Annotated in this window: 28 protein-coding genes and 1 tRNA gene; 19 read left to right on the plus strand and 10 right to left on the minus strand. The window is 62.4% G+C overall.

The window, feature by feature from the left end; genetic code table 11:
• Positions 1-32 precede the first annotated feature (32 nt).
• The 9 genes from rpsP to rpmE all read left to right on the plus strand — a co-directional run bounded on the left by rpsP (position 33) and on the right by rpmE (position 4,437).
• Positions 33-419, plus strand: coding sequence for a 30S ribosomal protein S16 (gene rpsP / locus K3762_RS15930; protein WP_067939640.1), 387 nt, complete (start codon positions 33-35; stop codon positions 417-419).
• Positions 420-435: 16 nt separating this feature from the next.
• A complete protein-coding gene (bluB, locus tag K3762_RS15935; RefSeq protein WP_132443760.1) occupies positions 436-1,065 on the plus strand; it encodes a 5,6-dimethylbenzimidazole synthase in 630 nt (209 codons plus the stop codon).
• Positions 1,065-1,214, plus strand: a complete 150-nt coding sequence (locus K3762_RS15940; RefSeq protein WP_162931880.1) for a hypothetical protein — start codon at positions 1,065-1,067, stop codon at positions 1,212-1,214. Before bluB ends, K3762_RS15940 begins: the two co-directional genes overlap by 1 nt.
• Positions 1,211-1,738, plus strand: a complete 528-nt coding sequence (gene rimM / locus K3762_RS15945) for a ribosome maturation factor RimM (RefSeq protein ID WP_132443761.1) — start codon at positions 1,211-1,213, stop codon at positions 1,736-1,738. Before K3762_RS15940 ends, rimM begins: the two co-directional genes overlap by 4 nt.
• Before the next feature lie 15 nt (positions 1,739-1,753).
• A complete protein-coding gene (locus tag K3762_RS15950) occupies positions 1,754-2,545 on the plus strand; it encodes a hypothetical protein (RefSeq protein ID WP_132443762.1) in 792 nt (263 codons plus the stop codon).
• Positions 2,542-3,330, plus strand: a complete 789-nt coding sequence (gene trmD / locus K3762_RS15955; protein WP_132443763.1) for a tRNA (guanosine(37)-N1)-methyltransferase TrmD — start codon at positions 2,542-2,544, stop codon at positions 3,328-3,330. Before K3762_RS15950 ends, trmD begins: the two co-directional genes overlap by 4 nt.
• Positions 3,331-3,398: 68 nt before the next feature.
• Positions 3,399-3,560 carry a DUF1328 family protein gene (locus K3762_RS15960; protein ID WP_082849512.1) on the plus strand — a complete coding sequence of 54 codons (162 nt, stop codon included), beginning with the start codon at positions 3,399-3,401 and terminating at the stop codon, positions 3,558-3,560.
• Positions 3,561-3,826: 266 nt separating this feature from the next.
• Positions 3,827-4,204, plus strand: coding sequence for a 50S ribosomal protein L19 (gene rplS, locus K3762_RS15965; protein WP_067627182.1), 378 nt, complete (start codon positions 3,827-3,829; stop codon positions 4,202-4,204).
• Between the two features lie 11 nt (positions 4,205-4,215).
• Positions 4,216-4,437 carry a 50S ribosomal protein L31 gene (gene rpmE, locus K3762_RS15970; RefSeq protein ID WP_067262252.1) on the plus strand — a complete coding sequence of 74 codons (222 nt, stop codon included), beginning with the start codon at positions 4,216-4,218 and terminating at the stop codon, positions 4,435-4,437.
• A gap of 178 nt (positions 4,438-4,615) precedes the next feature.
• Here rpmE and K3762_RS15975 read toward each other — a convergent pair whose 3' ends face one another.
• Complete coding sequence (locus K3762_RS15975; protein WP_132443764.1) at positions 4,616-5,299, minus strand: hypothetical protein; 684 nt, start codon at positions 5,297-5,299, stop codon at positions 4,616-4,618.
• Between the two features lie 234 nt (positions 5,300-5,533).
• Here K3762_RS15975 and K3762_RS15980 point away from each other — a divergent pair, with 234 nt between their 5' ends.
• Positions 5,534-6,343, plus strand: a complete 810-nt coding sequence (locus tag K3762_RS15980) for a division plane positioning ATPase MipZ (protein ID WP_067627180.1) — start codon at positions 5,534-5,536, stop codon at positions 6,341-6,343.
• A gap of 2 nt (positions 6,344-6,345) precedes the next feature.
• Here K3762_RS15980 and K3762_RS15985 read toward each other — a convergent pair whose 3' ends face one another.
• Both K3762_RS15985 and K3762_RS15990 read right to left on the minus strand, forming a co-directional pair.
• The gene (locus K3762_RS15985) at positions 6,346-7,230 is read right to left on the minus strand and encodes a DMT family transporter (protein ID WP_132443765.1); all 885 of its coding nucleotides are present in this window, start codon (positions 7,228-7,230) and stop codon (positions 6,346-6,348) included.
• Between the two features lie 26 nt (positions 7,231-7,256).
• Complete coding sequence (locus K3762_RS15990; RefSeq protein ID WP_132443766.1) at positions 7,257-7,706, minus strand: MarR family winged helix-turn-helix transcriptional regulator; 450 nt, start codon at positions 7,704-7,706, stop codon at positions 7,257-7,259.
• A 66-nt stretch (positions 7,707-7,772) separates the two neighbouring features.
• On the opposite strand from K3762_RS15990, the gene hmgA reads away from it, so the two are divergent.
• The 7 genes from hmgA (at position 7,773) to K3762_RS16025 (ending at position 15,409) form a co-directional block, all read left to right on the plus strand.
• A complete protein-coding gene (hmgA, locus tag K3762_RS15995; RefSeq protein WP_132443767.1) occupies positions 7,773-9,134 on the plus strand; it encodes a homogentisate 1,2-dioxygenase in 1,362 nt (453 codons plus the stop codon).
• Positions 9,135-9,161: 27 nt separating this feature from the next.
• Entirely contained in the window at positions 9,162-10,415 is a 1,254-nt protein-coding gene (fahA, locus tag K3762_RS16000) for a fumarylacetoacetase (RefSeq protein WP_132443768.1), read from the plus strand.
• A 46-nt stretch (positions 10,416-10,461) separates the two neighbouring features.
• Positions 10,462-11,412, plus strand: a complete 951-nt coding sequence (locus tag K3762_RS16005) for an MBL fold metallo-hydrolase (RefSeq protein ID WP_132443769.1) — start codon at positions 10,462-10,464, stop codon at positions 11,410-11,412.
• Positions 11,412-11,666: a hypothetical protein gene (locus K3762_RS16010; RefSeq protein ID WP_067627169.1), complete on the plus strand. Its 255-nt coding sequence runs from the start codon at positions 11,412-11,414 to the stop codon at positions 11,664-11,666. Before K3762_RS16005 ends, K3762_RS16010 begins: the two co-directional genes overlap by 1 nt.
• A gap of 10 nt (positions 11,667-11,676) precedes the next feature.
• On the plus strand, positions 11,677-13,308 hold the full coding sequence (locus K3762_RS16015) for an FAD-dependent oxidoreductase (protein ID WP_132443770.1): 1,632 nt from the start codon (positions 11,677-11,679) through the stop codon (positions 13,306-13,308).
• Positions 13,305-13,493 carry a DUF2783 domain-containing protein gene (locus tag K3762_RS16020; protein WP_132443771.1) on the plus strand — a complete coding sequence of 63 codons (189 nt, stop codon included), beginning with the start codon at positions 13,305-13,307 and terminating at the stop codon, positions 13,491-13,493. The genes K3762_RS16015 and K3762_RS16020 overlap by 4 nt, the downstream gene beginning before the upstream one ends.
• 236 nt (positions 13,494-13,729) lie before the next feature.
• The gene (locus K3762_RS16025) at positions 13,730-15,409 is read left to right on the plus strand and encodes an ABC transporter substrate-binding protein (protein ID WP_132443772.1); all 1,680 of its coding nucleotides are present in this window, start codon (positions 13,730-13,732) and stop codon (positions 15,407-15,409) included.
• Between the two features lie 68 nt (positions 15,410-15,477).
• Here K3762_RS16025 and K3762_RS16030 read toward each other — a convergent pair whose 3' ends face one another.
• The 7 genes from K3762_RS16030 to clpS all read right to left on the minus strand — a co-directional run bounded on the left by K3762_RS16030 (position 15,478) and on the right by clpS (position 20,353).
• On the minus strand, positions 15,478-16,413 hold the full coding sequence (locus tag K3762_RS16030; protein ID WP_132443773.1) for an acetamidase/formamidase family protein: 936 nt from the start codon (positions 16,411-16,413) through the stop codon (positions 15,478-15,480).
• Complete coding sequence (locus K3762_RS16035; protein WP_120351915.1) at positions 16,410-17,378, minus strand: Gfo/Idh/MocA family protein; 969 nt, start codon at positions 17,376-17,378, stop codon at positions 16,410-16,412. The genes K3762_RS16030 and K3762_RS16035 overlap by 4 nt, the downstream gene beginning before the upstream one ends.
• 75 nt (positions 17,379-17,453) lie before the next feature.
• Complete coding sequence (locus K3762_RS16040) at positions 17,454-17,885, minus strand: thioesterase family protein (protein WP_120351916.1); 432 nt, start codon at positions 17,883-17,885, stop codon at positions 17,454-17,456.
• Between the two features lie 134 nt (positions 17,886-18,019).
• A tRNA-Met gene (locus K3762_RS16045) sits at positions 18,020-18,096 on the minus strand.
• Positions 18,097-18,213: 117 nt separating this feature from the next.
• Entirely contained in the window at positions 18,214-19,014 is an 801-nt protein-coding gene (locus K3762_RS16050; RefSeq protein WP_067939675.1) for an SDR family NAD(P)-dependent oxidoreductase, read from the minus strand.
• A gap of 19 nt (positions 19,015-19,033) precedes the next feature.
• Positions 19,034-20,026 carry a class I SAM-dependent methyltransferase gene (locus K3762_RS16055; protein ID WP_132443774.1) on the minus strand — a complete coding sequence of 331 codons (993 nt, stop codon included), beginning with the start codon at positions 20,024-20,026 and terminating at the stop codon, positions 19,034-19,036.
• Positions 20,027-20,029: 3 nt separating this feature from the next.
• The gene (gene clpS, locus K3762_RS16060) at positions 20,030-20,353 is read right to left on the minus strand and encodes an ATP-dependent Clp protease adapter ClpS (protein ID WP_120352290.1); all 324 of its coding nucleotides are present in this window, start codon (positions 20,351-20,353) and stop codon (positions 20,030-20,032) included.
• Positions 20,354-20,509: 156 nt separating this feature from the next.
• Between clpS and K3762_RS16065 the strand changes: the two genes are divergently transcribed.
• Both K3762_RS16065 and K3762_RS16070 read left to right on the plus strand, forming a co-directional pair.
• Positions 20,510-21,217, plus strand: coding sequence for an HAD family hydrolase (locus tag K3762_RS16065; RefSeq protein ID WP_260010516.1), 708 nt, complete (start codon positions 20,510-20,512; stop codon positions 21,215-21,217).
• 264 nt (positions 21,218-21,481) lie between these two features.
• A complete protein-coding gene (locus K3762_RS16070) occupies positions 21,482-22,954 on the plus strand; it encodes a D-alanyl-D-alanine carboxypeptidase family protein (protein ID WP_120351919.1) in 1,473 nt (490 codons plus the stop codon).
• Positions 22,955-22,968: the final 14 nt, after the last annotated feature.

Genomic DNA, 22,968 nt, shown 5'->3' on the forward strand with positions numbered 1-22,968 from the left:
ACCCTGCACACCAACTCAAAGGACTACTCATCATGGCCATGAAAATTCGTCTCGCCCGCGGCGGCTCCAAAAAGCGCCCCTTCTACCGTATCGTTGCAGCCGACAGCCGCATGCCACGCGATGGCCGCTTCATCGAGAAGCTGGGCACATACAACCCGCTGCTGCCCAAAGACAGCGAAGACCGCGTGAAGATGGACGTTGAAAAGATCGAAGCATGGATCGCCAAAGGTGCCCAGCCGACCGAGCGTGTGACACGCATGCTGGAAGCCGCTGGCGTCCGCGAAAAGACCGAGCGTAACAACCCCAAGAAGGGCACACCGGGCAAGAAAGCCCAAGAGCGCGTTCAAGAGAAGGCTGACAAAGCCGCTGCCGCTGCTGAAGCCGCCAACGCACCTGCCGAAGAAGCTTCCGCAGAATAAGCTGCGAGCGCCCGGCATGGATGAATTCACTGAAGACTTCCGTGCCGGGCTGCACGACCTGATGCGGTGGCGGCGCGATGTGCGCCGCTTTCGCACAGACCCGCTGGACGAGGCACTGGTGCAAACCTGCCTCGGCAGCTTTACTTTCGCCCCTTCTGTGGGCCTGTCGGAACCATGGCGGATCATCCGCGTGCAATCTGACACCGCGCGCCAAGCCGCGCTTGAGAATTTCGAAACAGCCAATGCCCGCGCCCTTGCCGGATATGACGGTGACAAGGCCGCGCTCTATGCCGGGCTCAAGCTTTCGGGCATGAGCGACGCGCCGGAGCAATTGGCGATTTACTGTGATGAAAGCACCGACAAGGGCAGTGGCCTTGGTGCCGGGACAATGCCCGAGATGCGCCGCTATTCCGTGGTGGGTGGGATCAACTATTTGTGGCTCACCGCCCGCGCCCATGGCCTTGGGCTGGGCTGGGTTTCCGTGCTTGACCCTGCGCGGCTGAACCGTGATCTTGCCGTTCCAAAGGACTGGTCGCTGGTGGCCTATCTTTGTATGGGCTGGCCCGAGGACAACAGCCTGACGCCGGAACTGGAAACCAAGGGGTGGGAGGTGCGCGCCCCGCACCTGAAGGTCGAGGCCCGTTAATGAAAAAGCTACTGTTCCTTCTGTCCGTGCTCGTGCTCGGCTTTGTCCTTGGCATCCGCTACGATCGGCAGTTAATGCAGGACGAATGCAAAGCCGGGGCCGGAGAATGGACCGGGACGATCTGCGTGAATTCGGAGTTGTTGCAATGAGTGACCAAGACCTGATCTGTGTCGGTGCCATCGCGGGCGCCTACGGCGTGCGCGGCGAAGTGCGCGTGAAAAGCTACTGCGCCGTGCCCGCAGACATCGAGGGCTACCGCCCGCTGAGCACCGAGGATGGCAGCCGGACCTTCACCCTTGCTCTGCTGCACCCGGTCAAGAACGGCTTTGCCGCCCGCATCGCCGAGATCACCACCAAGGAAGAGGCCGACGATATGCGCGGTGTCTCGCTCTTTGCCGCGCGCGACCAACTTCCCGGTCTGCCGGATGATGAGTTCTACCACGCCGACCTCATCGGGCTTGAGGTCTATGACACTGGCGGCGCGCTGCTGGGCCGCGTGAAAACGGTGCAGAACCACGGGGCGGACGATCTGTTGGAACTGCAATTGGCGGGCACCTCGGCCACCACCTTCCTGCCCTTCACCAAGGCCGCCGTGCCGACCGTCGATCTTGCCTCGGGCCGGATCGTCGCCGACCCGCCCTTGGGCGTGCTGCCGGATGGCAAGGATGGCTGAGACCGGAGCCGGATGATGCCCCGCCGGATCATCCTGCATCCCGGCTTTCACAAGACCGGGACCAGTTCCCTTCAGGCCACATTGCGCGCGAACCGCAGCGTGCTGAGACCCCATGTCGCGCTGCGCCTGCGTTGGCAGATGAAAGACCTGCTGCATGCCACGCGCGGCTATTCCACATGGCGCGATCCGCTTACGCTGCTCAAGGCCGAACACCGCTTCGACGCCTTGCTCGACGCCCTGCCCCGGATGCCACGCCGGACGCTTATCCTCTCGGCTGAGGAACTGGCGGGCCATTTGCCGGGCCGGGGCGATCTGGCCGATTACAGCGCCGCGCCCGAGTTGTTGGACAGCTTCACCCGCAGCCTGCGCCAGCGCTTTCCTCGGGCAGAGATCATGGTCTACCTCTCGACCCGTGACCCGGCGGAGTGGATCGCTTCGGCCTATTGGGAACATGTCAAAGCCTCGTCGATGACGTTGGACCTTGCCGAGTTCACCGCCCGCTACGCCCCTGCGGCAGACTTGGACACGGTGGTCGAGACAATCACCCGCCGCCTGCCCTGCCCGGTGCATCACGCGCGGCTAGAGACGTGCCGCGACCTGCCGCTTGGCCCGGCAACCCCGCTGCTTGATCTGTGCGAGCTGCCGCCCGAGGTGATGGCGCAGTTGACGCTGCCACCGCCCGAGAACCGACGCTTGCCTGCGGATCTTCTGCAGGCTCTGCTTGACGCCAACCGCCAACACCCCGATGACCCTCAGGCGCGCCGCCGCGCCAAGACCGCCCTACTGACACAGGCAGGAACCGCATGAAACCCACCCGCTCTCATGGACGCCAAAGCGCACGGCCCAGCCTGAAACCCCGCGCATTGATGCAAGACGCGCCCGATTACGCCGATGTCTGGCAAGCCCGGATCGTGACCCTGTTTCCCGATCTCTTCCCCGGCGTGCTGGGGGCCAGCCTGACCGGCAAGGCCTTGCACGAAGGCCGCTGGCAGCTGCACACCCACGACCTGCGCGATTTTGGCATCGGCAAACACCGCAACGTCGACGACACCCCCGCGGGCGGCGGGGCGGGCATGGTGATGCGCGCCGATGTTGTCGGCCCGGCTCTGGCCCGCGCGCAAAGCCACGCTCATGGGCGCTGGCCGATCCTTTACATGTCGCCGCGCGGGCGGCGGTTCGATCAGGCCATGGCGCGCGATTTGGCAAGCTGCGCAGGGGTGACGATGCTCTGCGGGCGGTTTGAAGGGGTCGATGAGCGGGTGATTGAGCATTTCGGCATTACCGAGGTCAGCTTGGGCGATTTCGTCATGACGGGCGGCGAACTGGCAGCCCAAGCGATGATCGACGCCACCGTGCGCCTGCTGCCCGGCGTACTAGGCAATGCCGACAGCATCGAAGATGAAAGCCATGCCTCGGGACTTCTGGAACACCCGCAATACACCCGCCCCACCACATGGGAGGGGCGCGAAATCCCCCCTGTGCTGATGTCGGGCAACCATGGCGAGATCGCAAAATGGCGGCAAGCGCAGGCCGAAGACCTGACCCGCAAACGCCGCCCCGACATGTGGGCCGCGTTTGAGGGCAAAGACTAAGCAAGCCACCCCTAGGGAACCCGCCCCCGCGCGGCGCGTTGATCCCCCATATTGGAGGGAGAAACCAAATGCTTGAACTGATTCTCATTCTGCTGATCGTCGCCGCTGTGGCGGCTCTCTTGGGCTTTGGTCGCGTGTCGGGGGCTGCGATGACCGGGGCAAAAGTGCTGATCGGCATCGTGCTGGTGCTTTTCCTGCTCGTTGTCTTGGGCGTGATTGCGCTGGCCTGACGCGCTGAGCTACAAAACTGGGGATCAAGGCGGCGAGAGCCCCCTTGATCCTTTAGCGATTGCCCCCTATACCCCGCGCATCCGGAATCGCTTTGGCGGCTCCGGTGCTTTGCGTTTAGGCGCAAGCGAATAAAGCAATGACGATGATACCTCCGGCGGGGGCCCTTGTGATCGAGAATGATCCCGGCGCTGCCCGATAGAACCCGAAGCTCTGGGTCGCGACATAATTTCGTGGAATACCGCGAACATCATAGGAGATAGGTCAGATGAACCTGATCGCAGAGATCGAGGCGGAACAAGTCGCCGAACTGGGGAAAGAGATCCCCGACTTCCGTGCTGGTGATACCGTTCGCGTTGGCTTTAAAGTCACCGAAGGCACCCGCACCCGTGTGCAGAACTACGAAGGCGTCTGCATTTCGCGCAAGAACGGTCACGGCATCGCCGGGTCTTTCACCGTGCGCAAGATTTCCTTTGGCGAAGGCGTGGAACGTGTGTTCCCCCTGCATTCGACCAACATCGACAGCATCACCGTTGTACGCCGTGGCCGCGTGCGTCGCGCCAAGCTGTACTACCTGCGCAGCCGTCGCGGTAAATCCGCACGTATTGTCGAAAACGCCCACTACAAGCCCCGCGCGAACGCATAAAGGACTGGTCGATGAAAACCGATACACATCCCGAATACCACATCATCAACGTCAAGATGACCGACGGCACTGTTGTGGAAATGAAATCGACATGGGGCAAAGAAGGCGACCAACTGTCGCTCGACATCGACCCTTCCGTGCACCCCGCGTGGACCGGCGGCACTGGCCGCATCATGGACACCGGCGGCCGCGTGTCGAAGTTCAAGAACAAATATGCAGGTCTGGGCTTCTAAGCCTACCCTACATTGTGAATGCAAAGGCGCGGCCCCTATGGGTCGCGCCTTTTGCGTTTCGGGGTGATGGGGCCGGGACCGGGCGTATGTGGCAGGCGGTGCGGCGGTATTTTTAAAAGGATGAAAGGAGGGAGGGCTGCGCGTCGGTGGAGAACGGCGCCTGCATTGGCTGCCGGGGTTAGAGGCGGCGCTCTTGTAGGGCGGCTTGGGCGCCGTAGCCGTGCAGGTGCGAGAGCACCGCGCCGTAGGCAATCAGCAGGTAGGCGAGCAGTTCGGTGCCCTCTTGCACGGTGGTTTTGACTTGGGGGTCATAGGCGGCGCCCATGACGGCCTCCCACAAAGCGCCGGTGCCGAAGGTCCGCGAGAAAAAGAGCAGCAGCACCACGCCGATATAGACAAAGGTGGCAGAGCGGGTTTGCAGATGGTGCAGCATCGGCAGGAGCGTTGTCCCGCGATTGCGCCATGCGATGAAGCTGCCCACGGCCAGTGTCACGAGGGCGGGGTAAATCCAGAACCCGTGCTGGATACGGTCGAGCGCGGCGTCATATTCGCGCAGGAACATGCAGGCGAAGAGCGTGGCCACCAGTGTGAGGTACCCCCGCATGCCCACATGTTTGTAAGCGCCCAGCATGAAGATGGCAGCCGCAATAGCGAGGAAAGTATTGTGCAGATGTTCTGTCAGCGAGTCTTCGGAGACGCCATCGCCCAGAACGGCTGTATCAAGGTAAACCGTGACCGGCACCAGAGCCACCAGCAGGCAGACAAGCGCGAATTCCGCGATCACTGCGCCCAAAGACGGCAGCACGCTGCGCGCGGTCGTCGGTTTTGAACTGCTGGATGTGCCGGGGTTGTGATCTGCCATAAGGGGGCCTTGATTGAACGGTTACTTGGACCGCCAGTCAGGGCGGTAAGGCGCGGTGTTACACTGCGCCTTAGATGGTGAAAATAGGGCAAATCCCTCTGTTGTCCAAACGCGGCAGCGCTGCCACGGTCGGGCTGAACAAGCCGCCTCGCCACTTTCCAAAGCGGAGAACCCTACATATAGTGCGGCTCAACAATATCCTGCTTTGAAGGGCAGGCGCGAAGGGACAGCAGTATGGCGCATATAATCGTCGTCGGTAACGAAAAAGGCGGCGCGGGCAAATCGACCGTTTCCATGCATGTGGCGACGGCCTTGGCGCGCCTTGGCCATAAGGTCAGCGGGCTGGACCTCGACTTGCGGCAGCGGACCTTTGGCCGCTATATTGAGAACCGCCGCGATTTCATGCGCGAGTCCGGTCTGACGCTTGCCAGTCCGACGCTTTGCGAATTGCCGGATGTGGAGGCCAGCAGCCTGCGCCCCGGCGAGAACATGTATGACCACCGTATCAGCGCGGCTGTGGCGGAGTTAGAGCCGGACAATGATTTCATTCTGATCGACTGTCCCGGCTCTCATACCCGGTTGAGCCAGGTCGCGCATTCGCTGGCGGACACGCTGATCACCCCGCTTAACGACAGTTTCATCGACTTTGACCTGCTGGCCCATATCGATGCCAATGGGGAAAAGATCACCGGGCCATCGGTCTATTCCGAGATGGTTTGGAATGCGCGGCAGCTGCGCGCGCAGGCCGGGCTTTCGGCGATTGACTGGGTCGTGGTGCGCAACCGTCTGGGTGCGCAGCGGATGGTGAACAAAGAAAAGATGGAGCGGGCGATTGGCAATCTCAGCAAGCGGATCGGCTTTCGCACCGCACCGGGGTTCAATGAGCGGGTGATCTTTCGGGAGCTTTTTCCGCGCGGCCTAACGCTGCTGGACCTCAAAGATATCGGGGTGAAACAGCTCAATATCTCCAACATCGCTGCGCGTCAGGAACTGCGCGAATTGATCAAGGCGTTGGACCTGCCGGGCGTCACCCCCGACTTTTGAGGTTAGTGATGAGGCAGCGGCGGCACGACACGGCGGCGGCGTGACAGGGCAATGAGGTTCGACAGGAACAGCGCGCCCACGACGATGCCGCCGCCGATCAGCCCGTAGATGCCCGGATCTTCGCCCAGCACCGCCCAGACCAGCAGCGGGGCAAGCACGGATTCCAACAGGACCAACAGACCGACTTCCGCGCTTGAGATATAGCGCGGCCCGAGCGCGATGAGCCCCGCGCTGGCGGCCATAAAGACCGCGTAGAGCAGCATCTGCGGCAGTTCTGCGGCGGGCATTTGCAGGGGCTGCGCCACGGGCAGCAGCACCGCTCCGGCCAGCAGATAGGCCAGCGCAACCGCCGGCACCATCGACACCGCGCGTGCGTGACGCGCCGCAGTCAGCGCACCGGCAAAGATCGCCGAGATCGACAGCGCCAACAGGTCCCCCGCGCGAGAGGCATTTTCGGTCTCGCCCGAGCCAAAGGCGATCACGGCAAGCCCGGCCAGCACCGCCGCGATGGTAAAGAACATGCGTCGGCTGATCGGCTCACCCAAAAACACCTTGCTGTAGATCGCCGCGAAGACGGGCAATGAGGCGAGGATAAAGACCACATTCGCCACCGAAGTCAGGCGCACCGCCAGCACAAAGCCGACCCCGGCGCAGGCCACGCCGCCGACGTAAATCGCGCTGGCCCACCCCGCGCGGCGCAGGGCGCGGAAGGGCGCGGTGCCTTGGGCCAGTAGCAACCCTGTGCCAATCGCCAATCCCACGAGGGTCACCTTCCAGAACGCCAGCGTCAGCATCGGCGCGTCGATGACGCGCACGAAAAGCGCTTCGGGAACGATGCACATCACCCCGAAAAAGGTGAGCAGGAGGCCTTTGGTCTGATCTGTCATGCGCCATCGGTGGCGATTTCCGCAGCCTAAGTAAAGCCCCCCTGCGCCACATCCGAAAGCTTGAGCAGCGCCCGCCGCAGCACCGCCGCCTCGGCAGGGTCGAGCGTGTCCATGAGCGCGGCATTATAGCGCTGCGCCACCGCGCGCAGATCGTCATAGGCCGCTTGGCCCTGCCGGGTCAGCGACAGATGCTCTACCCGGCGATCCCCATCGTCGCGGGTGCGGGTGACAAAGCGCCGTTCCGTCAGGCGGTGCACGGCGCGGCTGATCTTGGTCTTATGCATCCGCGCGCGCTGGCCGATCTCACTCGCCGTGAGTTGCCCGTAGAGCCCGAGGTGGAACAGCACCCGCCATTCGGTGCGCAGCATCCCATAGCGGCTTTTGTAGATCTGCTGAAACTCAAGCGAAGAGGCCTCTGCCGCTTGGTTCAACAGGTAGGGCAGAAAATACTGAAGCTGAAAGTCGTCGTCCGCCATGCTACACCGCTTGTTAGTTACAAATCCAACTATTACAGTCGCAACAGATTCTGCAAGGGGGCACAGATGACCAGCCATTCAAAGCCAACGACGATGACCAGCGCGGCCACCACTTCGGGCACGCATCCGGGCTACATGCCCGGTTTTGGCAATGATTTTGAGACGGAGGCCCTGCCCGGCGCGCTGCCGCAGGGCATGAACTCCCCGCAGAAATGCAACTACGGCCTCTATGGCGAACAGCTTTCGGGCACCGCTTTTACCGCGCCGTCTCATCAGAACGAGCGCACGTGGTGCTACCGCATCCGGCCCTCGGTCAAACACTCGTCGCGGTATGAGCGGATCGATCTGCCCTATTGGAAATCCGCCCCGCATCAGCCGCAGGATGTGACCAGCCTTGGCCAATACCGCTGGGATCCGGTGCCGCATTCCGACGCGCCGCTGACGTGGCTTACCGGCATGCGCACCATGACCACGGCGGGGGATGTGAACACGCAGATCGGCATGGCGAGCCATATCTATCTGGTCACCGAGAGCATGGTGGACAGCTATTTTTATTCCGCCGACAGCGAGCTGCTGATCGTCCCGCAGGAAGGCACGCTGCGCTTTTGCACCGAGTTGGGCGTGATGGACATCGCCCCCCAGGAGATCGCCATCATCCCGCGTGGGCTGGTCTACCGTGTCGAAGTGCTGGAGGGGCCGGCGCGGGGGTTTGTCTGTGAGAACTATGGCCAGAAGTTCCACCTGCCAGCACGCGGCCCGATTGGCGCGAACTGCATGGCGAACCCGCGCGATTTCAAGACGCCCGTGGCCGCCTTTGAAGACCGCGAGGCGCCCTCGACCGTGACGATCAAATGGTGCGGCCAGTTCCATGAGACCAAGATCGGGCATTCGCCGCTCGACGTGGTGGCTTGGCACGGCAACTACGCCCCGGTGAAATACGACCTGAACACCTATTGCCCCGTGGGCGCGGTGCTCTTTGACCATCCCGATCCGTCAATCTTTACCGTGCTGACCGCGCCCTCGGGCGTCGAAGGCACCGCCAACATCGACTTCGTGCTGTTCCGCGACCGTTGGATGGTGGCCGAAGATACCTTCCGCCCGCCGTGGTATCATAAAAACATCATGTCTGAGCTGATGGGCAATATTCACGGTCAGTATGACGCCAAGCCCAAGGGGTTCATCCCCGGCGGGATGTCCCTGCACAACATGATGTTACCGCATGGGCCGGACCGGAATGCGTTCGAAGGGGCGTCAAACGCCGAGCTTGCGCCGCATAAGCTCGACAACACAATGTCCTTCATGTTCGAGACCCGCTTCCCGCAGCATCTGACCGAATTCGCCGCCAAAGAAGCACCCCTGCAGGACGATTACATCGACTGCTGGGAGAGCCTTGAGAAGAAATTCGACGGCACACCTGGCAAGAAGTAAGCCCGCCTGCCCCCTGAAAGGACCGACATGACCCTGATGACCTCTTGGGTGGAAAGCGCCAACAGCGCCGATACCGATTTCCCCCTCAACAATCTGCCCTACGGTGTTTTCACGACCAATCGGCTGGAAGCGCGCTGTGGCGTGGCGATTGGCGATCAAATCCTCGACATGGCCGCTTTGGAGGAAGAGGGGCTGATCACCCTCGCCGAAGAGCCGGTGTTCGATGTGCCCTATTGGAACGATGTGATGGACCTTGGCCCAGCGGCATGGGCCTCCCTGCGGGCGCGGCTGGTAGAACTGCTCTGCGCGGATGCCCCGGATCAGGCCGCCGTCGCGCCGCATCTGGTACCGATGGACGAAGCGCGGCTGCACATGCCGATGATGGTCTCGGAATACACGGATTTCTACGCGGGCAAGCATCACGCGACCAATGTCGGCACGATGTTTCGCGGAGCCGAAAACGCCCTGCCGCCGAACTGGCTGCACATTCCAATTGGCTACAATGGCCGCGCCTCTACCGTCGTCGTTTCGGGGACCGAGATCACCCGCCCCAATGGCCAGCTAAAAGCCCCAGACGCCGATGCGCCGCATTTCGGCCCCTGCCAGCGGCTGGATATCGAGCTTGAGATGGGCGCGATCGTCGGCACTTCGACCGAGATGGGCCAGCCCGTCAGCATCGACGAGGCGGATGAGATGATCTTTGGCTATGTGCTGCTCAACGACTGGTCAGCGCGGGATATTCAGGCGTGGGAATACCAACCCCTCGGCCCGTTTCAGGCCAAGGCATTTGCCACGTCGATCTCTCCTTGGATCGTGACCCGCGACGCGCTTGAGCCGTTCCGCACCTCGACACCTGAGCGCGAAAAGGACCTCTTGCCCTACCTGCGCGAAACCAAACCCGGCCTCTATGACATTGACCTGTCGGTGCTGCTCCAGCCCGAGGGGGGCGGAGCCGAAGAAATCGCCCGCACCAACTACCGCGAGATGTATTATTCCGCCGCGCAGCAGTTGACCCATCACGCCTCTTCGGGATGTGCGATGAACGCGGGCGATCTGCTGGGCTCCGGCACCATCTCCGGCCCCGAAAAATCACAACGCGGGTCACTGCTGGAACTGTCATGGGGCGGCAAAGAGCCGATCACCCTCGCAGACGGCAGCAGCCGCAGCTTTGTCGAAGACGGCGACACGCTGACCCTCACCGGGCATGCGCAGGGCGACGGCTTTCGCGTGGGTTTCGGCAGCTGCACCGGCAAAATCCGCCCGGCAATCGACTTTTCCTGAACAGGCCGCGCAACCGCGCAGACAAACCAAGACAGAAGGACATCACATGGCCAAGCAATTCGCATCCCAAGGCGACATGACCGAAAAGGAAATCTCCTTCACCGAGGTGGGCGAGGGACTTTACGCCTTCACCGCCGAGGGCGATCCGAACTCTGGCGTCATCATCGGCGACGACAGCGTGATGATCATCGAAGCGCAGGCCACACCGCGTCTGGCGAATAAGGTCATCGAATGCGTCCGCTCGGTCACCGACAAACCGATCAGCCATGTGGTGCTGACCCACTACCACGCCGTGCGCGTGTTGGGGGCATCGGCCTTTGGCGCGCAGCAAATCATCATGTCCGAGAAAGCCCGCGCCATGGTCGCCGAGCGCGGCCAAGAAGATTGGAACAGCGAATTTGAACGCTTCCCCCGCCTGTTTGAAGGCCACGAGAGCATCCCCGGCCTGACCTATCCCACCACCACCTTTAACGGCCGGATGAGCGTCTATCTCGGCAAGCGCCGGGTCGATATCATGCAGTTGGGCCGCGCCCATACGGCGGGGGATGCGGTGATCTATGTGCCCGATCAGAACGTCATGTTCACCGGTGACATCGTCGAATACCACTCCGCCTGCTACTGCGGCGATGGGCATTTTCACGACTGGCCCGGCACGCTGGAACGCATCCGCGCCTTTGACCTCGACGCCATCGCGCCGGGTCGCGGCGACGCGCTGGTGGGCCGCGAGATGGTTAATGCCGCGATTGACAGCACCGCAGACTTCGTGCGCTCCACCTACCGTCCGGCGGCCCGCGTGGCCCTGCGCGGCGGCACCTTGAAAGAGGCATGGGACGCCGTGCGCGCCGAATGCGACCCCAAATTCGGCGACTATGCAATCTATGAGCACTGCCTGCCCTTCAACGTCGCCCGCGCCTATGACGAAGCGCTCGACATCGACACGCCGCGCATCTGGACGGCTAAGCGCGACAAAGAGATGTGGGAGGCGCTGTCGGACTGATGCCCCTGCCCGCGCTCCTTACCGGCCTGATCATACTGGCGCTGGCGCTCTGGTTCTATCTGGTCTTTGCACTGGTGATGGATCACCGCCGTCAAGCTGCGCGCCGGAGCGGGCAGCCCTACGCCGGGCTGCGCGATACGGCACAGGTTTGGTCAAAGATGCTCCGCGCGCCAGAGCACCGCAAGTCGCGCCGACGGGTGACGCTGACCACGCTGGCCCTGCTTGTCCTGCTGCTTTTGCGCGCTCTTGTCTGAGGAAACCGCCATGGCCTATGCCTACACCCCCTTCCCCTACAGCCCCCCGCCCGGCCTCACCGCGCCCGAGCCACGGCACCCGGTGGTGATCGTGGGCGCCGGCCCCATCGGGCTGTCGATGGCGGTGGACTTGGCCCTGCGCGGGGTCAAATCGGTCGTGCTGGATGACAACAATGTCGTCTCCCTCGGCTCTCGCGCGATCTGCTGGGCGAAACGAACGTTGGAGATTTTCGACAGGCTGGGCATCGGCGAGCGGATGCTGGATAAGGGGGTGACATGGAAAGTGGGCCGCCAGTTTCACGGCGAGAGGGAGGTCTATAATTTCGATCTGCTGCCCGAACCGGGGCATAAATACCCGGCCTTCGTGAACCTCCAGCAATACTATGTCGAAGAGTACCTTGTTGAACGCGCACAAGATTTCCCCGACCTAATCGACCTGCGGTTTCTCAACAAGGTGACCAATCACAAAGGCCACGCCGATCACGTCGAACTGACGGTTGAGACGCCGGACGGCCCGTACCAACTGGAAACCGACTGGTACATCGCCTGCGACGGCGCGGGTTCCGCGACCCGCAAACGCATGGGACTGCCTTTCGAGGGCCAGACCTTTGACGAACATTTCCTGATCGCCGACGTAGAGATGGAAACCTCCCCCTTTGGCGACCATGACACGCCCGAGCGTTGGTTCTGGTTCGCCCCACCCTTTCACAACGGCCAATCCGCGCTGCTGCATAAACAGCCCGACAACATCTACCGCATCGATCTGCAACTGGGGCCAGAGACCGACCCGAAGGCCGAGGCGACCGAAGAGAAAGTCGTGCCGCGTCTGAAGCAGATGCTGGGCGATGCGCCTTTCCGACTGGATTGGATGAGCGTCTATAAGTTCCGCTGCGCTCGGTTGGAGAAGTTCGTGCAGGGCCGCGTGGTCTTTGTCGGGGACAGCGCCCATGTGGTCAGCCCGTTTGGCGCACGGGGCGGCAATGGCGGGGTGCAGGATGTCGACAACCTCGGCTGGAAACTCGCCGCTGTCGTGCAGGGCGACGCGCCCGCCAGCCTGATCGAGAGCTATGACATCGAACGCGGGCATGGCGCGGATGAGAACATGCGCAACTCCGCCCGCGCGACCAATTTCATGACCCCCAAATCGCCCATCGAAACCCTGTTTCGCAATGAGGTGCTGACCCTCGCCGCGCGTCATCCTTTCGCCCGCAAACTGATCAACTCAGGCCGCCTCTCACAACCCTGCACGCTGGCCCATAGCCCGCTGCAAACTGCAGGCGACGCCCCCCTGCGCCCCGGCAGCGCGCTGATCGACGCGCCGCTTGCCGGACCTGCGGGGGATCGCTGGCTGCTGGGGGAGGTTCAGGGCCAGTTCACCCTGCTCGCGGTCGGCGGGATCACGGCCCCGGATATCCCCGGCCTGAGGCGTATCGGCATCGACCAATCGCAGGGTGCCTATCCCTGTTTTCAGGGCAAAGATGGCCATGCACAGCGGCGCTATGGCAGCGGGTTCCTCTATCTGCTGCGCCCCGATGGCCATGTCTGCGCCGTCTTCGACCAGCCCGACAGGGCCGCGATTTCCCGCGCTTTTGCCCGTGCCTTTGACGGCGCTTTAGACTACGCGAAAGGAGCCACCGCATGATCCTTCAAGACAACCTCGGCGCCGAGGGCGACACCGTCTATGCCGCGCTCATGGCCGCTCACGAAGGGCTGAGCGAGGCGGAAAGCCACGCCCTGAACGCGCGATTGGTGCTGATGCTGGCCAATGAGGTCGGCGACCCCGCCCGGCTTGAGACGCTTTTCAAAGCGGCGCGTGATCTGGCCTAAACCGCCATTTTACCAGTGGTTTTTCCCGGCCACCCCGCTTGCCGGGACGGTTTCCTGCGCTAACTTGCTCCTCAACTTCCCGCGACAGGCTTGACGCAACGCGCCTGATCGGCAGACTAAACACCCCGCGCCCACCTCAAGAGGCGACAAAAGCAGGTCAACTGCATCACCTGCCCCACCCTTAAAAGTGGGGATCCGCGACGGCCACGGCCAGCGCACCAACAGAGAGGAAAATCATGGAATTTTTGACACGCACCGGAAAACCGCTGCCGCAATCCGTGCTGACATCAGCCGAGAACGCCAAGAAAGACCCCGTCAGCAGACGCGAGTTTCTGGCGATTGCGAGCGCCTTCGGGGCCACGTCCGCCACAGCCTACGGGATGCTTGGCATGGCCGCGCCCGCGCGTGCGGCGGCCCATGCCAACCTCAAGGAAGGCGGCACCGTGCGGATGCAGATGGAGGTGCGTGCCCTGAAAGACCCGCGCACCTATGACTGGTCGCAAATCGCCAACTTCAGCCGCGGCTGGTTGGAGTATCTCGCCATCTGGGAGAACGACGGCACCTTCACCCCCGGCCTGCTGGAAAGCTGGGAGATCAGCGATGACGCCACCGAATACACGCTGAACGTCCGCAAGGGCGTGACATGGAACGACGGCACCCCCTTCACCGCGCAGGACGTGGCGCGCAACATCGAAGGCTGGTGCGATAAATCGCTCGAAGGCAACTCCATGGCGGGCCGTTTCGCCACGCTGGTGGACGAAGAGACCGGCAAGGCGATCGAAGGTGCGATTGAGGTGGTCGATGACCACACCGTCAAGCTGAAGCTGCCCAAATCCGACATCACGCTGATCCCCGGCATGGCCGATTACCCCGCCGCGATCACGCCCGAGGGTTTCGACCCCGACACCATGTTGGAAAACCCCAAGGGCACCGGCCCCTACCTGCCCGAATCGCTCGAAGTGGGCGTGAAAAGCGTGCTGGTGAAGAATCCCGACCACACTTGGTGGGGCACTGAAGTCTTTGGCGGGCCCTACATCGACCGTCTGGAATACATCGACTACGGCACCGACCCTTCCGCATGGATCGCCGCTGCCGAGGCCGAAGAGGTCGACGCTTTCTACTCCATGGAAGGCGAATACATCGACGTGATGAGCACGCTCGACGGTTGGATCGAGAACGAGATCGCCACGGCGGCGACCATCGTGATCCGCCCCAACCAATTGGCCGAAATCGACGGCATGAAGCCTTACGAAGACAAGCGTGTGCGCAACGCGCTGCAACTGGCGGTCGACAACGCCGTGCTGCTGGAACTGGGCTATGCCGGTCGCGGGATCGTGGCCGAAAACCACCACGTCGGCCCGATGCACCCCGAATATGCAGAGGTCGAACCGCCCAAGACCGATCCCGAAGCCGCCCGCGCGCTGATGGAAGAAGCCGGGATGGCGGATTATGAGCATGAGCTCTTCTCGATCGACGATGCGTGGCGCAAGGACACGACCGATGCCGTGGCCGCGCAGCTGCGTGACGCGGGCATCAAGGTCAAGCGGACCATCCTGCCCGGCTCGACCTTCTGGAACGACTGGGTGAAATACCCCTTCTCCTCCACCAACTGGAACGCGCGGCCTCTGGGCGTGCAAATCTGGGCGCTGGCCTACCGCTCGGGCGAGGCGTGGAACGAGTTTGGCTATGCCAACCCCGAGTTCGACGCCCTGCTCTCCGAGGCGCTGGCCACAGCCGATGTCGACGCGCGCCGCGAGATCATGGCGAAGGGTGAGAAGATGCTGCAAGACGATGGCGTCACGATCCAGCCTTACTGGCGCTCGCTCTATAACCACACCCGCGAGGGGTTGGTGGGTGCCGCCCACCACATCGGGTTTGAATACCACCCGGCGCGGATGGCTTGGGCAGAAGAGTGATCCGCCACTAGGTAGAAACGCGAAAGGGCCGCAGCGATGCGGCCCTTTTTCTTTGGTTGGCGCTGGCGTTAACCGCCGATCAGGTTTTTCGCCATCATCATATGCACGCCCTTTTCGCGGTTCACCGTCTGGGTGATGCGCAGATCCCCGGCCAGCGAACAGAGCACATAGGCATCCTCACGGCTGATCCCCGCACGCTCAGACACCAGCGCGATCATCTCCCGCAGGGCCATCTCCGCGCAGTGGTCAAGGTCGGGGGCCATGCCCATGGTGATCACATGGGTCGGCGTTTCGGCCTGCGGATAGCTGAGCCCGCGATCCTTCAACACCGTCAGACGAAAGCGCCCCTGTAGCGCCGTCTCAATCGCCGTGACGCAGACTTCGCCGTCGCCCTGCGCACCGTGCCCATCCCCGCAGGAAAACAGCGCCCCTTCGTTGAAGACCGGCAGGTAAAGCGTGCTGCCCGCAACCAGTTCCTTGTTATCGAGGTTGCCCCCATGTTTGCGCGGCTCGATAGTAGCGATCCGGCCCCACTCGGGCGGCGGGGCCACGGCCATGACGCCAAAGAACGGGATCAAGGGCAGTTCCAACCCCCAAGGCAGACGGGCGATGCCCCGCTCCGCGTCCAGCGGGATGTTGGTGTGATAGGTCTCAGGGAAATCCTGCGGCAGCGTGCCTGCCAGTGGGCGAATGAAGTTATATCCCCAGTCCTGCCGCAGCGCGATGTCGAGGATATCGACTTTCAGCACATCCCCGGGCATCGCACCTTCGACGGCCACCGGGCCGGTCAGGATATGGCCAGGCATTGGCGGCGGGCCAGCGTTGTGAATGTCGTAAAGTTCGGGCGGAACGTGGAAGCTTTCGGGCGGCAGGCAATTGGCCGCGCCGGATACGGTGTTGATGATCACCTCTTCGCCGCTTTTGATCGTCAAAGCGGGCGGGCGGCTGGCCTCAAAGTAGCCCCAGTGGCAGGTTTCGGGCGATGACTGCAAGGTGGCGGTCATGACTGTGTCCTTCCGTTGGCCAAAATGCCTTCGATAAGCTCCTGCACGCGCAGCGCCTCTTCTGGTGTGGCCAGTCGGCTCGGGCCGCCGTCCATCAGAAGCGCCATGTCGTCAAGCTGCGCTTTGAGGCTGGTGGCGCGGGTGTCGGTGGGGCTGCTGTTGGTCGGCGCGAAGGCCTCTCCGGTCGACAGGGTGTCGATGGCAAACTCCGAGATGCGGCGGCTGGCCTTGGCCCCTTTCACCGTCACCTCTTGCCGGTCCGGCTGCACGCCACCAACAGAGCCAAGGATCGAAACCGGCAAGCCCTCGGCATTGACCAGCCGTGCCGCGACATGGGTCTCGCAAAGTTCGGCGTCGGGATATTCCGCATGGGCCCATTGCAGGGTCAGCGGCCCCAGCACCCGCTCGCTCAAAAACAGGAAATGCGAGATTACCTCGCGGGTCATGCCGCCCTCTTCGGCAAAGCGCAGCCAATCCGCATCCACCTGCCACGCGCGGGGCCAGGCCGGATAGGTCACGATGATGTCGATACCGCAAAGATCGCCAAGCGCACCCTCACCGATCGACCGCGTTAGATCGGTCAGCGCCGCCCCCGCCGCTTGGGTGAAATTCACCGCCGCCGGGACGCCCGCAGCCTGCAACTCGGCCACCAACGCGCGGCTCTCCGCGATGTCCACGCCCAGCGGTTTTTCGAGGAAGATCGCCTTGCCCGCCGCTGCGGCCTCAAGCGCATAGGCTTTGCGCGGCACCGGGGGGCAGGCGAGGTAGACCAGATCGACATCGGCCATCGCCTCGGACGCCGTGGCCGACACTGCCGCCTCCGGCGCGACCTTTTGCGCGGCGGCGCAGGCCGCTGGGTCGGGATCCCACATGGTGGTGACCGTGAAGCCGGGGTGCAGCACCATGTTCTCGGCCATGCGCCGGCCCATGATCCCCAATCCGATTACCGCAGTCCTGATCGTCATCTCTGTCTCCCTCGATATGCAGCGCGATAAGACGCTGCAATTAGGGGAACTTCAACCGCCTCAGACCGATTGCGCCTAGGCGAGGTCGGTGCGGACCAGTGGTTTGATCACCCGGGCCAGTTCTTCGGGGGCGGATTGGCTTTCGAACACATCCGCAATGGTGAAGACGCAGGTGAACGACCCCTCGAAACACAGCACCCCGTTCTGCCGCGCTTTCATGCCGAAGGTGATGGATTTGTTGCCGAGCCGCGTCGGATAGGTTTCGCACATCAGCTTGTGCCGTGGCGTGACCGGGCTGCGGAAATCCATCGAAAGGTTCACGAAAGGCGTGCCGATATTGCGGTCGATCTGAAGCTGGAACCAACCATCGCCATCGAAATGCGCCTCCCACCATGCGTTGATCGCATCCAGCGCAAAATAGGGCAGCCGCGCGGTATAGGCGATCTGCGCCGGGTCACAATCGCCCCAAGTGACGTTGATCTCGTGAACGAAGTTTTCCGTGGTCATAAGGCTGCTTTCATCTGCTCAAACCCGCGCGGGGCATGGGCTATCTTCTATCCCTTCCAGCCCCGCGTGCAACCCAAGCGCAGGTGGCCAGTGCCAGCCCAGCAGGCATATCGTCATACGAAAAAGGGGGAGGATGGTGGCGTTACCTGGATTTGAACCAGGGACCTAACGATTATGAGTCGTTCGCTCTAACCAACTGAGCTATAACGCCGTGGCGCGTCGGATAAGGCAGCTTAGCATTGGGGTCAAGGGCGAAAGATGGATGAATTCATTTTTGCCGAAGAAAACTGCCGCCCGGTCTTAATGCGCGGGTCTTAATGCGCGGGTCTCAATGCGCGGGGGCCGAGACCACATCAAGCAGGGTACGCCCACCATCAATGGTCATGATCTCACCGGTCATAAAGCCCGAGCTTTCGGCGGCGAGGAATTGCACCGCCTCGCAAAGTTCATTCGGCCCGGCGATACGGCCAAGCGGCGTATGCGCGCGAATATCCTCGCGCCAGTCGCGGTTTTCGGCCACGGCGGCGCGCAGCGACGCGCTCATCACCGACCCGAAAGAGATCGCATTCACCCGTATCCGGTGCTGAGCCAGCACCAGCGCCAGAGAGCGGGTCATCTGCTGCACCGCCGCCGAGGCAATGGCATAGCCCATCATATCCGGCTGGTGACGTTGTGCCGCAATGGAACTGAGGTTGATGATCGACCCCACCTGCCCCTCGGTCTGGCCCTCGGCCTGTTTTATCATCCGCCGCGCCACCTGCTGCGACAGTTGCAGCGCCGTCATCAGGTTCTGCTGCAACAGCGTATCAACCGATCCGTCTTCCACATCCAGCGGATCGGTGGGCAACACCTGCCGCGAGGCATTCACAAGGATATCGACCTGATCATAAGCGTCGATCGTGGCCGAGACGAGGTTGGCGATGGTCAGCCGCTGGCGTAGATCGCCGGCGAAAACGCGGACATTCCCGTCGTCCGGCGTGTCGCCCAACTCTTCCATCAGCTTTTTCTCGTTGGAATCGGCGCACATCACATTGGCGCCCCGGTCGGCCAGATGCCGCGCGATGGCAAGGCCAATGCCGTCTGCGGCACCTGTGATGATGGCTGTTTTGCCTGAGATCGAGAATGACATCGGGATACCCCCTTAAGGCTTAGCGGCGCCGGGTCAGCGGGCGTGTGGCGTGGAACAGTTTGAACCGCGCATCGCCTCCAAGCTCGGCCACCTGTGCAAAGCGTTTCTTCAGTTCCGCCTCATAGGGCAGATGCCGGTTGGCCACCATCCACAGGTCGCCCTGCCCCGACAGCATACGCGCGGCGGCGGCGACAAAGGCTTGACCAATCTGTGGCTCAGCGGCGCGGCCGGTGTGGAAAGGCGGGTTCATCACCACCGCGTCCATCCGGTGCGGCGGCTGCCATTCGGTGGCGTCCTCCCAATGGAACACGGCGCGATCATCGGTCACGTTATGACGCGCGCATTCCAGCGCCAAATGCCCGGCCTCGACCAAATGCACGGTCTTCACCTTGGGCCGCGTCAGGATATGCGCCGAGAGGAAGCCCCAACCTGCGCCGAGATCGGCCACCTCGGCCCCAAGGTTATCGGGCAGCGCATCCACCAATAGCGCCGAGGCCAGATCGACCCCATCTGCAGAGAAAACCCCCGGCGCGGTCCAAAAGCCGCCCTCTGTATGGGCGGGGCCAGCTTCCCAATCGGTGAAGAAATCGCTTGAGCCCGCGTCGATCCAATAGAGCTTGCCGTGCGCCTTGGAGATCGGCCCCTGCACCGTCACCCGCGCACGCATCTCGCGCAGGATCGAATCCGCGCCATCGGTCTTTTGCCCATCAACCACCACCGGCCCGTCGCTTACGGCACAGGCTTGCGCGACCAAGGCGCGGGCCTCATGTTTGGCGCGCGGCAGGCAGACTATGGCGGCGGCATAGCGCCCTTCGACCGAATGCGCGGCCTCATAGCCCCGCGCGGTCCAAGCGTCATAGGCGGGCTTGAAATCGTGAATGATCTTGCAGCGCTCGGGCGGCAAACCGGCCAGATCAGCGTCTACGGGGGGCTGAAAGATGGCGATCACCCCAGTTTCGGGCAAGTCCAGCCCACCGCCGTTCAGGGCCAGTTCCAGTCGCGGATCAATCACGTGTTATTCTTCTTTTTCCATAGTGCATTGCAGCGGATGTTGATGACGCCGGGCGAAATCCATCACCTGCGCCACTTTCGTCTCCGCGATCTCGTGGCTAAAGACGCCAACCACAGCCAGCCCCTTTTTGTGAACCGTCAGCATGATCTCAAACGCCTGCGCGTGGTTCAGGCCAAAGAACCGCTCCAGCACATGCACCACGAATTCCATCGGGGTGAAATCGTCGTTCAGCAGCATCACCTTGTAAAGCGGCGGGCGTTTGGTCTTGGGGCGGGTTTTGGTCAACAACTCGGTGTCGTCGTCATCCTTGGGGCCGTCCGCCATCATCTGCCAACCCATCGCGGGCCGGTCTGCTGCTTGGGTCGTCCAATCTGCTTTCGCGTCGTCACGGTGCATTGCTGCTCCTGCGGCTGGGGGTAGAGCTTGTTCGTCGTGCAGCCGTCTATATAACCCCTGAACCAATTTAGGAAAGAGGCAGCACATATGGGCGGGGCACTCACCACCATCGGTTTCGATGCGGATGACACATTGTGGCATAATGAACGCTACTTTGCACTCTCTCACGACCGTTTTGCAGCCCTTCTGGCCGAACATAGTGAACGCGACCATCTGATGGCACGGCTTTTGGAAGCCGAACGGCGCAATCTGCCGCATTACGGCTACGGGATCAAAGGTTTCACCCTGTCGATGATCGAGACCGCAATCGAGGTGACAGAGGGCAAAGTCCCCGCCGAGGTGATCAGTGACCTGCTCGCCGCCGGGCGCGAGATGCTGGACCATCCGATTGAACTGCTGCCCCATGTCGAAAACGTGCTGGAAACCCTGCGCGGTGACTACCGGCTGATCGTGGTGACCAAAGGCGACCTGCTGGATCAAGAGCGCAAACTGGCGCAATCAGGCCTGCGAGAGAGGTTCGATGCGGTCGAAATCGTCTCTCACAAGACCGAAGCCGCCTATCGCCACATTTTTAAGCAGCATGGACAAGGCGCAGCGCGGGGGCTCATGGTCGGCAACTCACTGGCCTCCGATGTGCGCCCGATGATCGAGGCGGGCGGCTGGGGCGTCTACGTGCCCCATGACCTCACATGGGCGATGGAACACGCCGAACCGCCAACCAATTCACCACGTTTTGTTGAAATTAACGATCTTTCCGGCCTCCCAGAGACGGTGAAAAAGATCGTTTCGGGGTGACTCGCCCGCGCCGGTGAGTCGCCTCTGCGGCCCAGCCAAAAACGCCCCACTGCGGGCCAATTTGCGCCCAATTCTTGCCTTATTCGCGCTTATAGTGGGTCAATGTGCGCAAGCCTCTACATATTGGAGAAGAGATCCGTCCTTTTTTACCCTGTCCATCGGATTCGACGGCTTCCGCGATGCGCCGTCCTATGCTAGCCTTGAACCAATCAATAAATGGTCAGCCGAAAATCGGCGACTTGAGGCAGTAAAAGGCAGGCAAATATGAAGGCTCGGCGCATTCAGCCGGCCCGTTACGGGCTATTTCTATTCGCAGCACTCTGGGTTCTGGTCATCCTACCCCTCAGCGCCATGGCAGCCCCCTATGCCGCCTATGTCATCGATGCCCGCACCGGCAAAGAAATCCACGCAGAGAACGCCGACACGCGCCTGCACCCCGCCTCCCTGACCAAGATGATGACCCTCTACATCGCTTTCCAAGCGGTCGAACGCGGGGAACTCTCACTCGATACCCAAGTAACGATCTCCAAGAACGCCGCCTCAGAGCCGCCCAGCAAACTGGGCATGCGTCCGGGCCAAAAAATCGCCCTGCGCTACCTGATCCGCGCCGCCGCCGTGAAATCCGCCAATGATGCCGCCACCGCGATCGGCGAAGCCATCGAAGGGTCCGAGGCCGCCTTTGCCCGCCGAATGAACCGCACCGCCAAACAGCTTGGCATGACGCGCACCACCTTCAAGAATATGCACGGGCTGACCGAAAGCGGCCACCTCTCCACCGCGCGCGATATGACGGCTCTGGGCCGCCACCTGCTCTATGATTACCCGCAGTACTACAACCTGTTCTCGCGCATCACCGCCGATGCGGGCGTGCGCAAGGTCTCCCACACAAACCGCCGGTTTCTGGGATCTTACAAAGGCGCCGATGGCATCAAAACCGGCTATACCCGCGCCGCGGGCTTCAACCTGACGGCCTCGGCCGAGCGTGGCAACGAACGGATCATCGTGACCGTCTTCGGGGGCAAATCCACCGCCTCGCGCAACGCCAAAGTGGCCGAGTTGATGGACCTTGGCTTCCGCCGCGCCCCCTCTTCGGCCCCCCTGCGCAAACCAGTGCCCCCGGTCTACGCCGATGTCGAAGACACGCCCGCGGCCCCCGGTGCCGCAGGCAAAACGATCCGACTTGTCGGTGCCGTCACCACCTCCAAACGCCCGCAACTCCGCCCTCGCAGCGAAGTCGTGGTCGTGGCCACCGCAGCCGCCCCCGAAGCAACCAGCACGGTCTCCAACAGCGACATCACGGCAGCCCTACGCGAAGCGGTGCAAACCGCGCCAACCCCGCCCGCCGCCGCGCCCACACCAGAGATCAAAGACGCCGAAGTCGTCATCGCCACCGCGCAGGCCTCCCCCCGCCCCGAACCGCGGCCCAAAGACGTAACGCTGGCCGTACAGCAGGCGGTAGAGCAAGAAATCGTGACCCGCGTCTCCACCTCGGGCGGTCGCCACTGGGGGGTCAACGTGGGCCGCTTCCCCAGCCGCTACGCCGCCGAGAAGGTCCTGCTGAAAACCGCACTGGCCGAAATGTCGACGCTTGATGGCACATTGCGCAAAGTGGTGCAGCGTCCGCAGGGCTATGACGCGAACTTCCTCGGCCTGTCACGCGAAAGCGCCGACCTCGCCTGCCGCCGTCTGGCCGCGCGCAACGTCAGCTGCTTCATGATCGGCCCAAGCGAAGGCTAAAGCCCAAAGACCGC

It is taken from the genome of Sulfitobacter sp. W074 (assembly GCF_025142275.1).
GTDB classification, from domain to species: Bacteria; Pseudomonadota; Alphaproteobacteria; order Rhodobacterales; family Rhodobacteraceae; genus Sulfitobacter; species Sulfitobacter profundi.

Coding starts and splice junctions, on each gene's coding strand:
- rpsP (WP_067939640.1), top strand. CDS start 33: ATGGCCATGAAAATTCGTCTCGCCCGCGGCGGCTCCAAAAAGCGCCCC.
- bluB (WP_132443760.1), top strand. CDS start 436: ATGGATGAATTCACTGAAGACTTCCGTGCCGGGCTGCACGACCTGATG.
- K3762_RS15940 (WP_162931880.1), top strand. CDS start 1,065: ATGAAAAAGCTACTGTTCCTTCTGTCCGTGCTCGTGCTCGGCTTTGTC.
- rimM (WP_132443761.1), top strand. CDS start 1,211: ATGAGTGACCAAGACCTGATCTGTGTCGGTGCCATCGCGGGCGCCTAC.
- K3762_RS15950 (WP_132443762.1), top strand. CDS start 1,754: ATGCCCCGCCGGATCATCCTGCATCCCGGCTTTCACAAGACCGGGACC.
- trmD (WP_132443763.1), top strand. CDS start 2,542: ATGAAACCCACCCGCTCTCATGGACGCCAAAGCGCACGGCCCAGCCTG.
- K3762_RS15960 (WP_082849512.1), top strand. CDS start 3,399: ATGCTTGAACTGATTCTCATTCTGCTGATCGTCGCCGCTGTGGCGGCT.
- rplS (WP_067627182.1), top strand. CDS start 3,827: ATGAACCTGATCGCAGAGATCGAGGCGGAACAAGTCGCCGAACTGGGG.
- rpmE (WP_067262252.1), top strand. CDS start 4,216: ATGAAAACCGATACACATCCCGAATACCACATCATCAACGTCAAGATG.
- K3762_RS15975 (WP_132443764.1), bottom strand. CDS start 5,299: ATGGCAGATCACAACCCCGGCACATCCAGCAGTTCAAAACCGACGACC.
- K3762_RS15980 (WP_067627180.1), top strand. CDS start 5,534: ATGGCGCATATAATCGTCGTCGGTAACGAAAAAGGCGGCGCGGGCAAA.
- K3762_RS15985 (WP_132443765.1), bottom strand. CDS start 7,230: ATGACAGATCAGACCAAAGGCCTCCTGCTCACCTTTTTCGGGGTGATG.
- K3762_RS15990 (WP_132443766.1), bottom strand. CDS start 7,706: ATGGCGGACGACGACTTTCAGCTTCAGTATTTTCTGCCCTACCTGTTG.
- hmgA (WP_132443767.1), top strand. CDS start 7,773: ATGACCAGCCATTCAAAGCCAACGACGATGACCAGCGCGGCCACCACT.
- fahA (WP_132443768.1), top strand. CDS start 9,162: ATGACCCTGATGACCTCTTGGGTGGAAAGCGCCAACAGCGCCGATACC.
- K3762_RS16005 (WP_132443769.1), top strand. CDS start 10,462: ATGGCCAAGCAATTCGCATCCCAAGGCGACATGACCGAAAAGGAAATC.
- K3762_RS16010 (WP_067627169.1), top strand. CDS start 11,412: ATGCCCCTGCCCGCGCTCCTTACCGGCCTGATCATACTGGCGCTGGCG.
- K3762_RS16015 (WP_132443770.1), top strand. CDS start 11,677: ATGGCCTATGCCTACACCCCCTTCCCCTACAGCCCCCCGCCCGGCCTC.
- K3762_RS16020 (WP_132443771.1), top strand. CDS start 13,305: ATGATCCTTCAAGACAACCTCGGCGCCGAGGGCGACACCGTCTATGCC.
- K3762_RS16025 (WP_132443772.1), top strand. CDS start 13,730: ATGGAATTTTTGACACGCACCGGAAAACCGCTGCCGCAATCCGTGCTG.
- K3762_RS16030 (WP_132443773.1), bottom strand. CDS start 16,413: ATGACCGCCACCTTGCAGTCATCGCCCGAAACCTGCCACTGGGGCTAC.
- K3762_RS16035 (WP_120351915.1), bottom strand. CDS start 17,378: ATGACGATCAGGACTGCGGTAATCGGATTGGGGATCATGGGCCGGCGC.
- K3762_RS16040 (WP_120351916.1), bottom strand. CDS start 17,885: ATGACCACGGAAAACTTCGTTCACGAGATCAACGTCACTTGGGGCGAT.
- K3762_RS16050 (WP_067939675.1), bottom strand. CDS start 19,014: ATGTCATTCTCGATCTCAGGCAAAACAGCCATCATCACAGGTGCCGCA.
- clpS (WP_120352290.1), bottom strand. CDS start 20,353: ATGATGGCGGACGGCCCCAAGGATGACGACGACACCGAGTTGTTGACC.
- K3762_RS16065 (WP_260010516.1), top strand. CDS start 20,510: ATGGGCGGGGCACTCACCACCATCGGTTTCGATGCGGATGACACATTG.
- K3762_RS16070 (WP_120351919.1), top strand. CDS start 21,482: ATGAAGGCTCGGCGCATTCAGCCGGCCCGTTACGGGCTATTTCTATTC.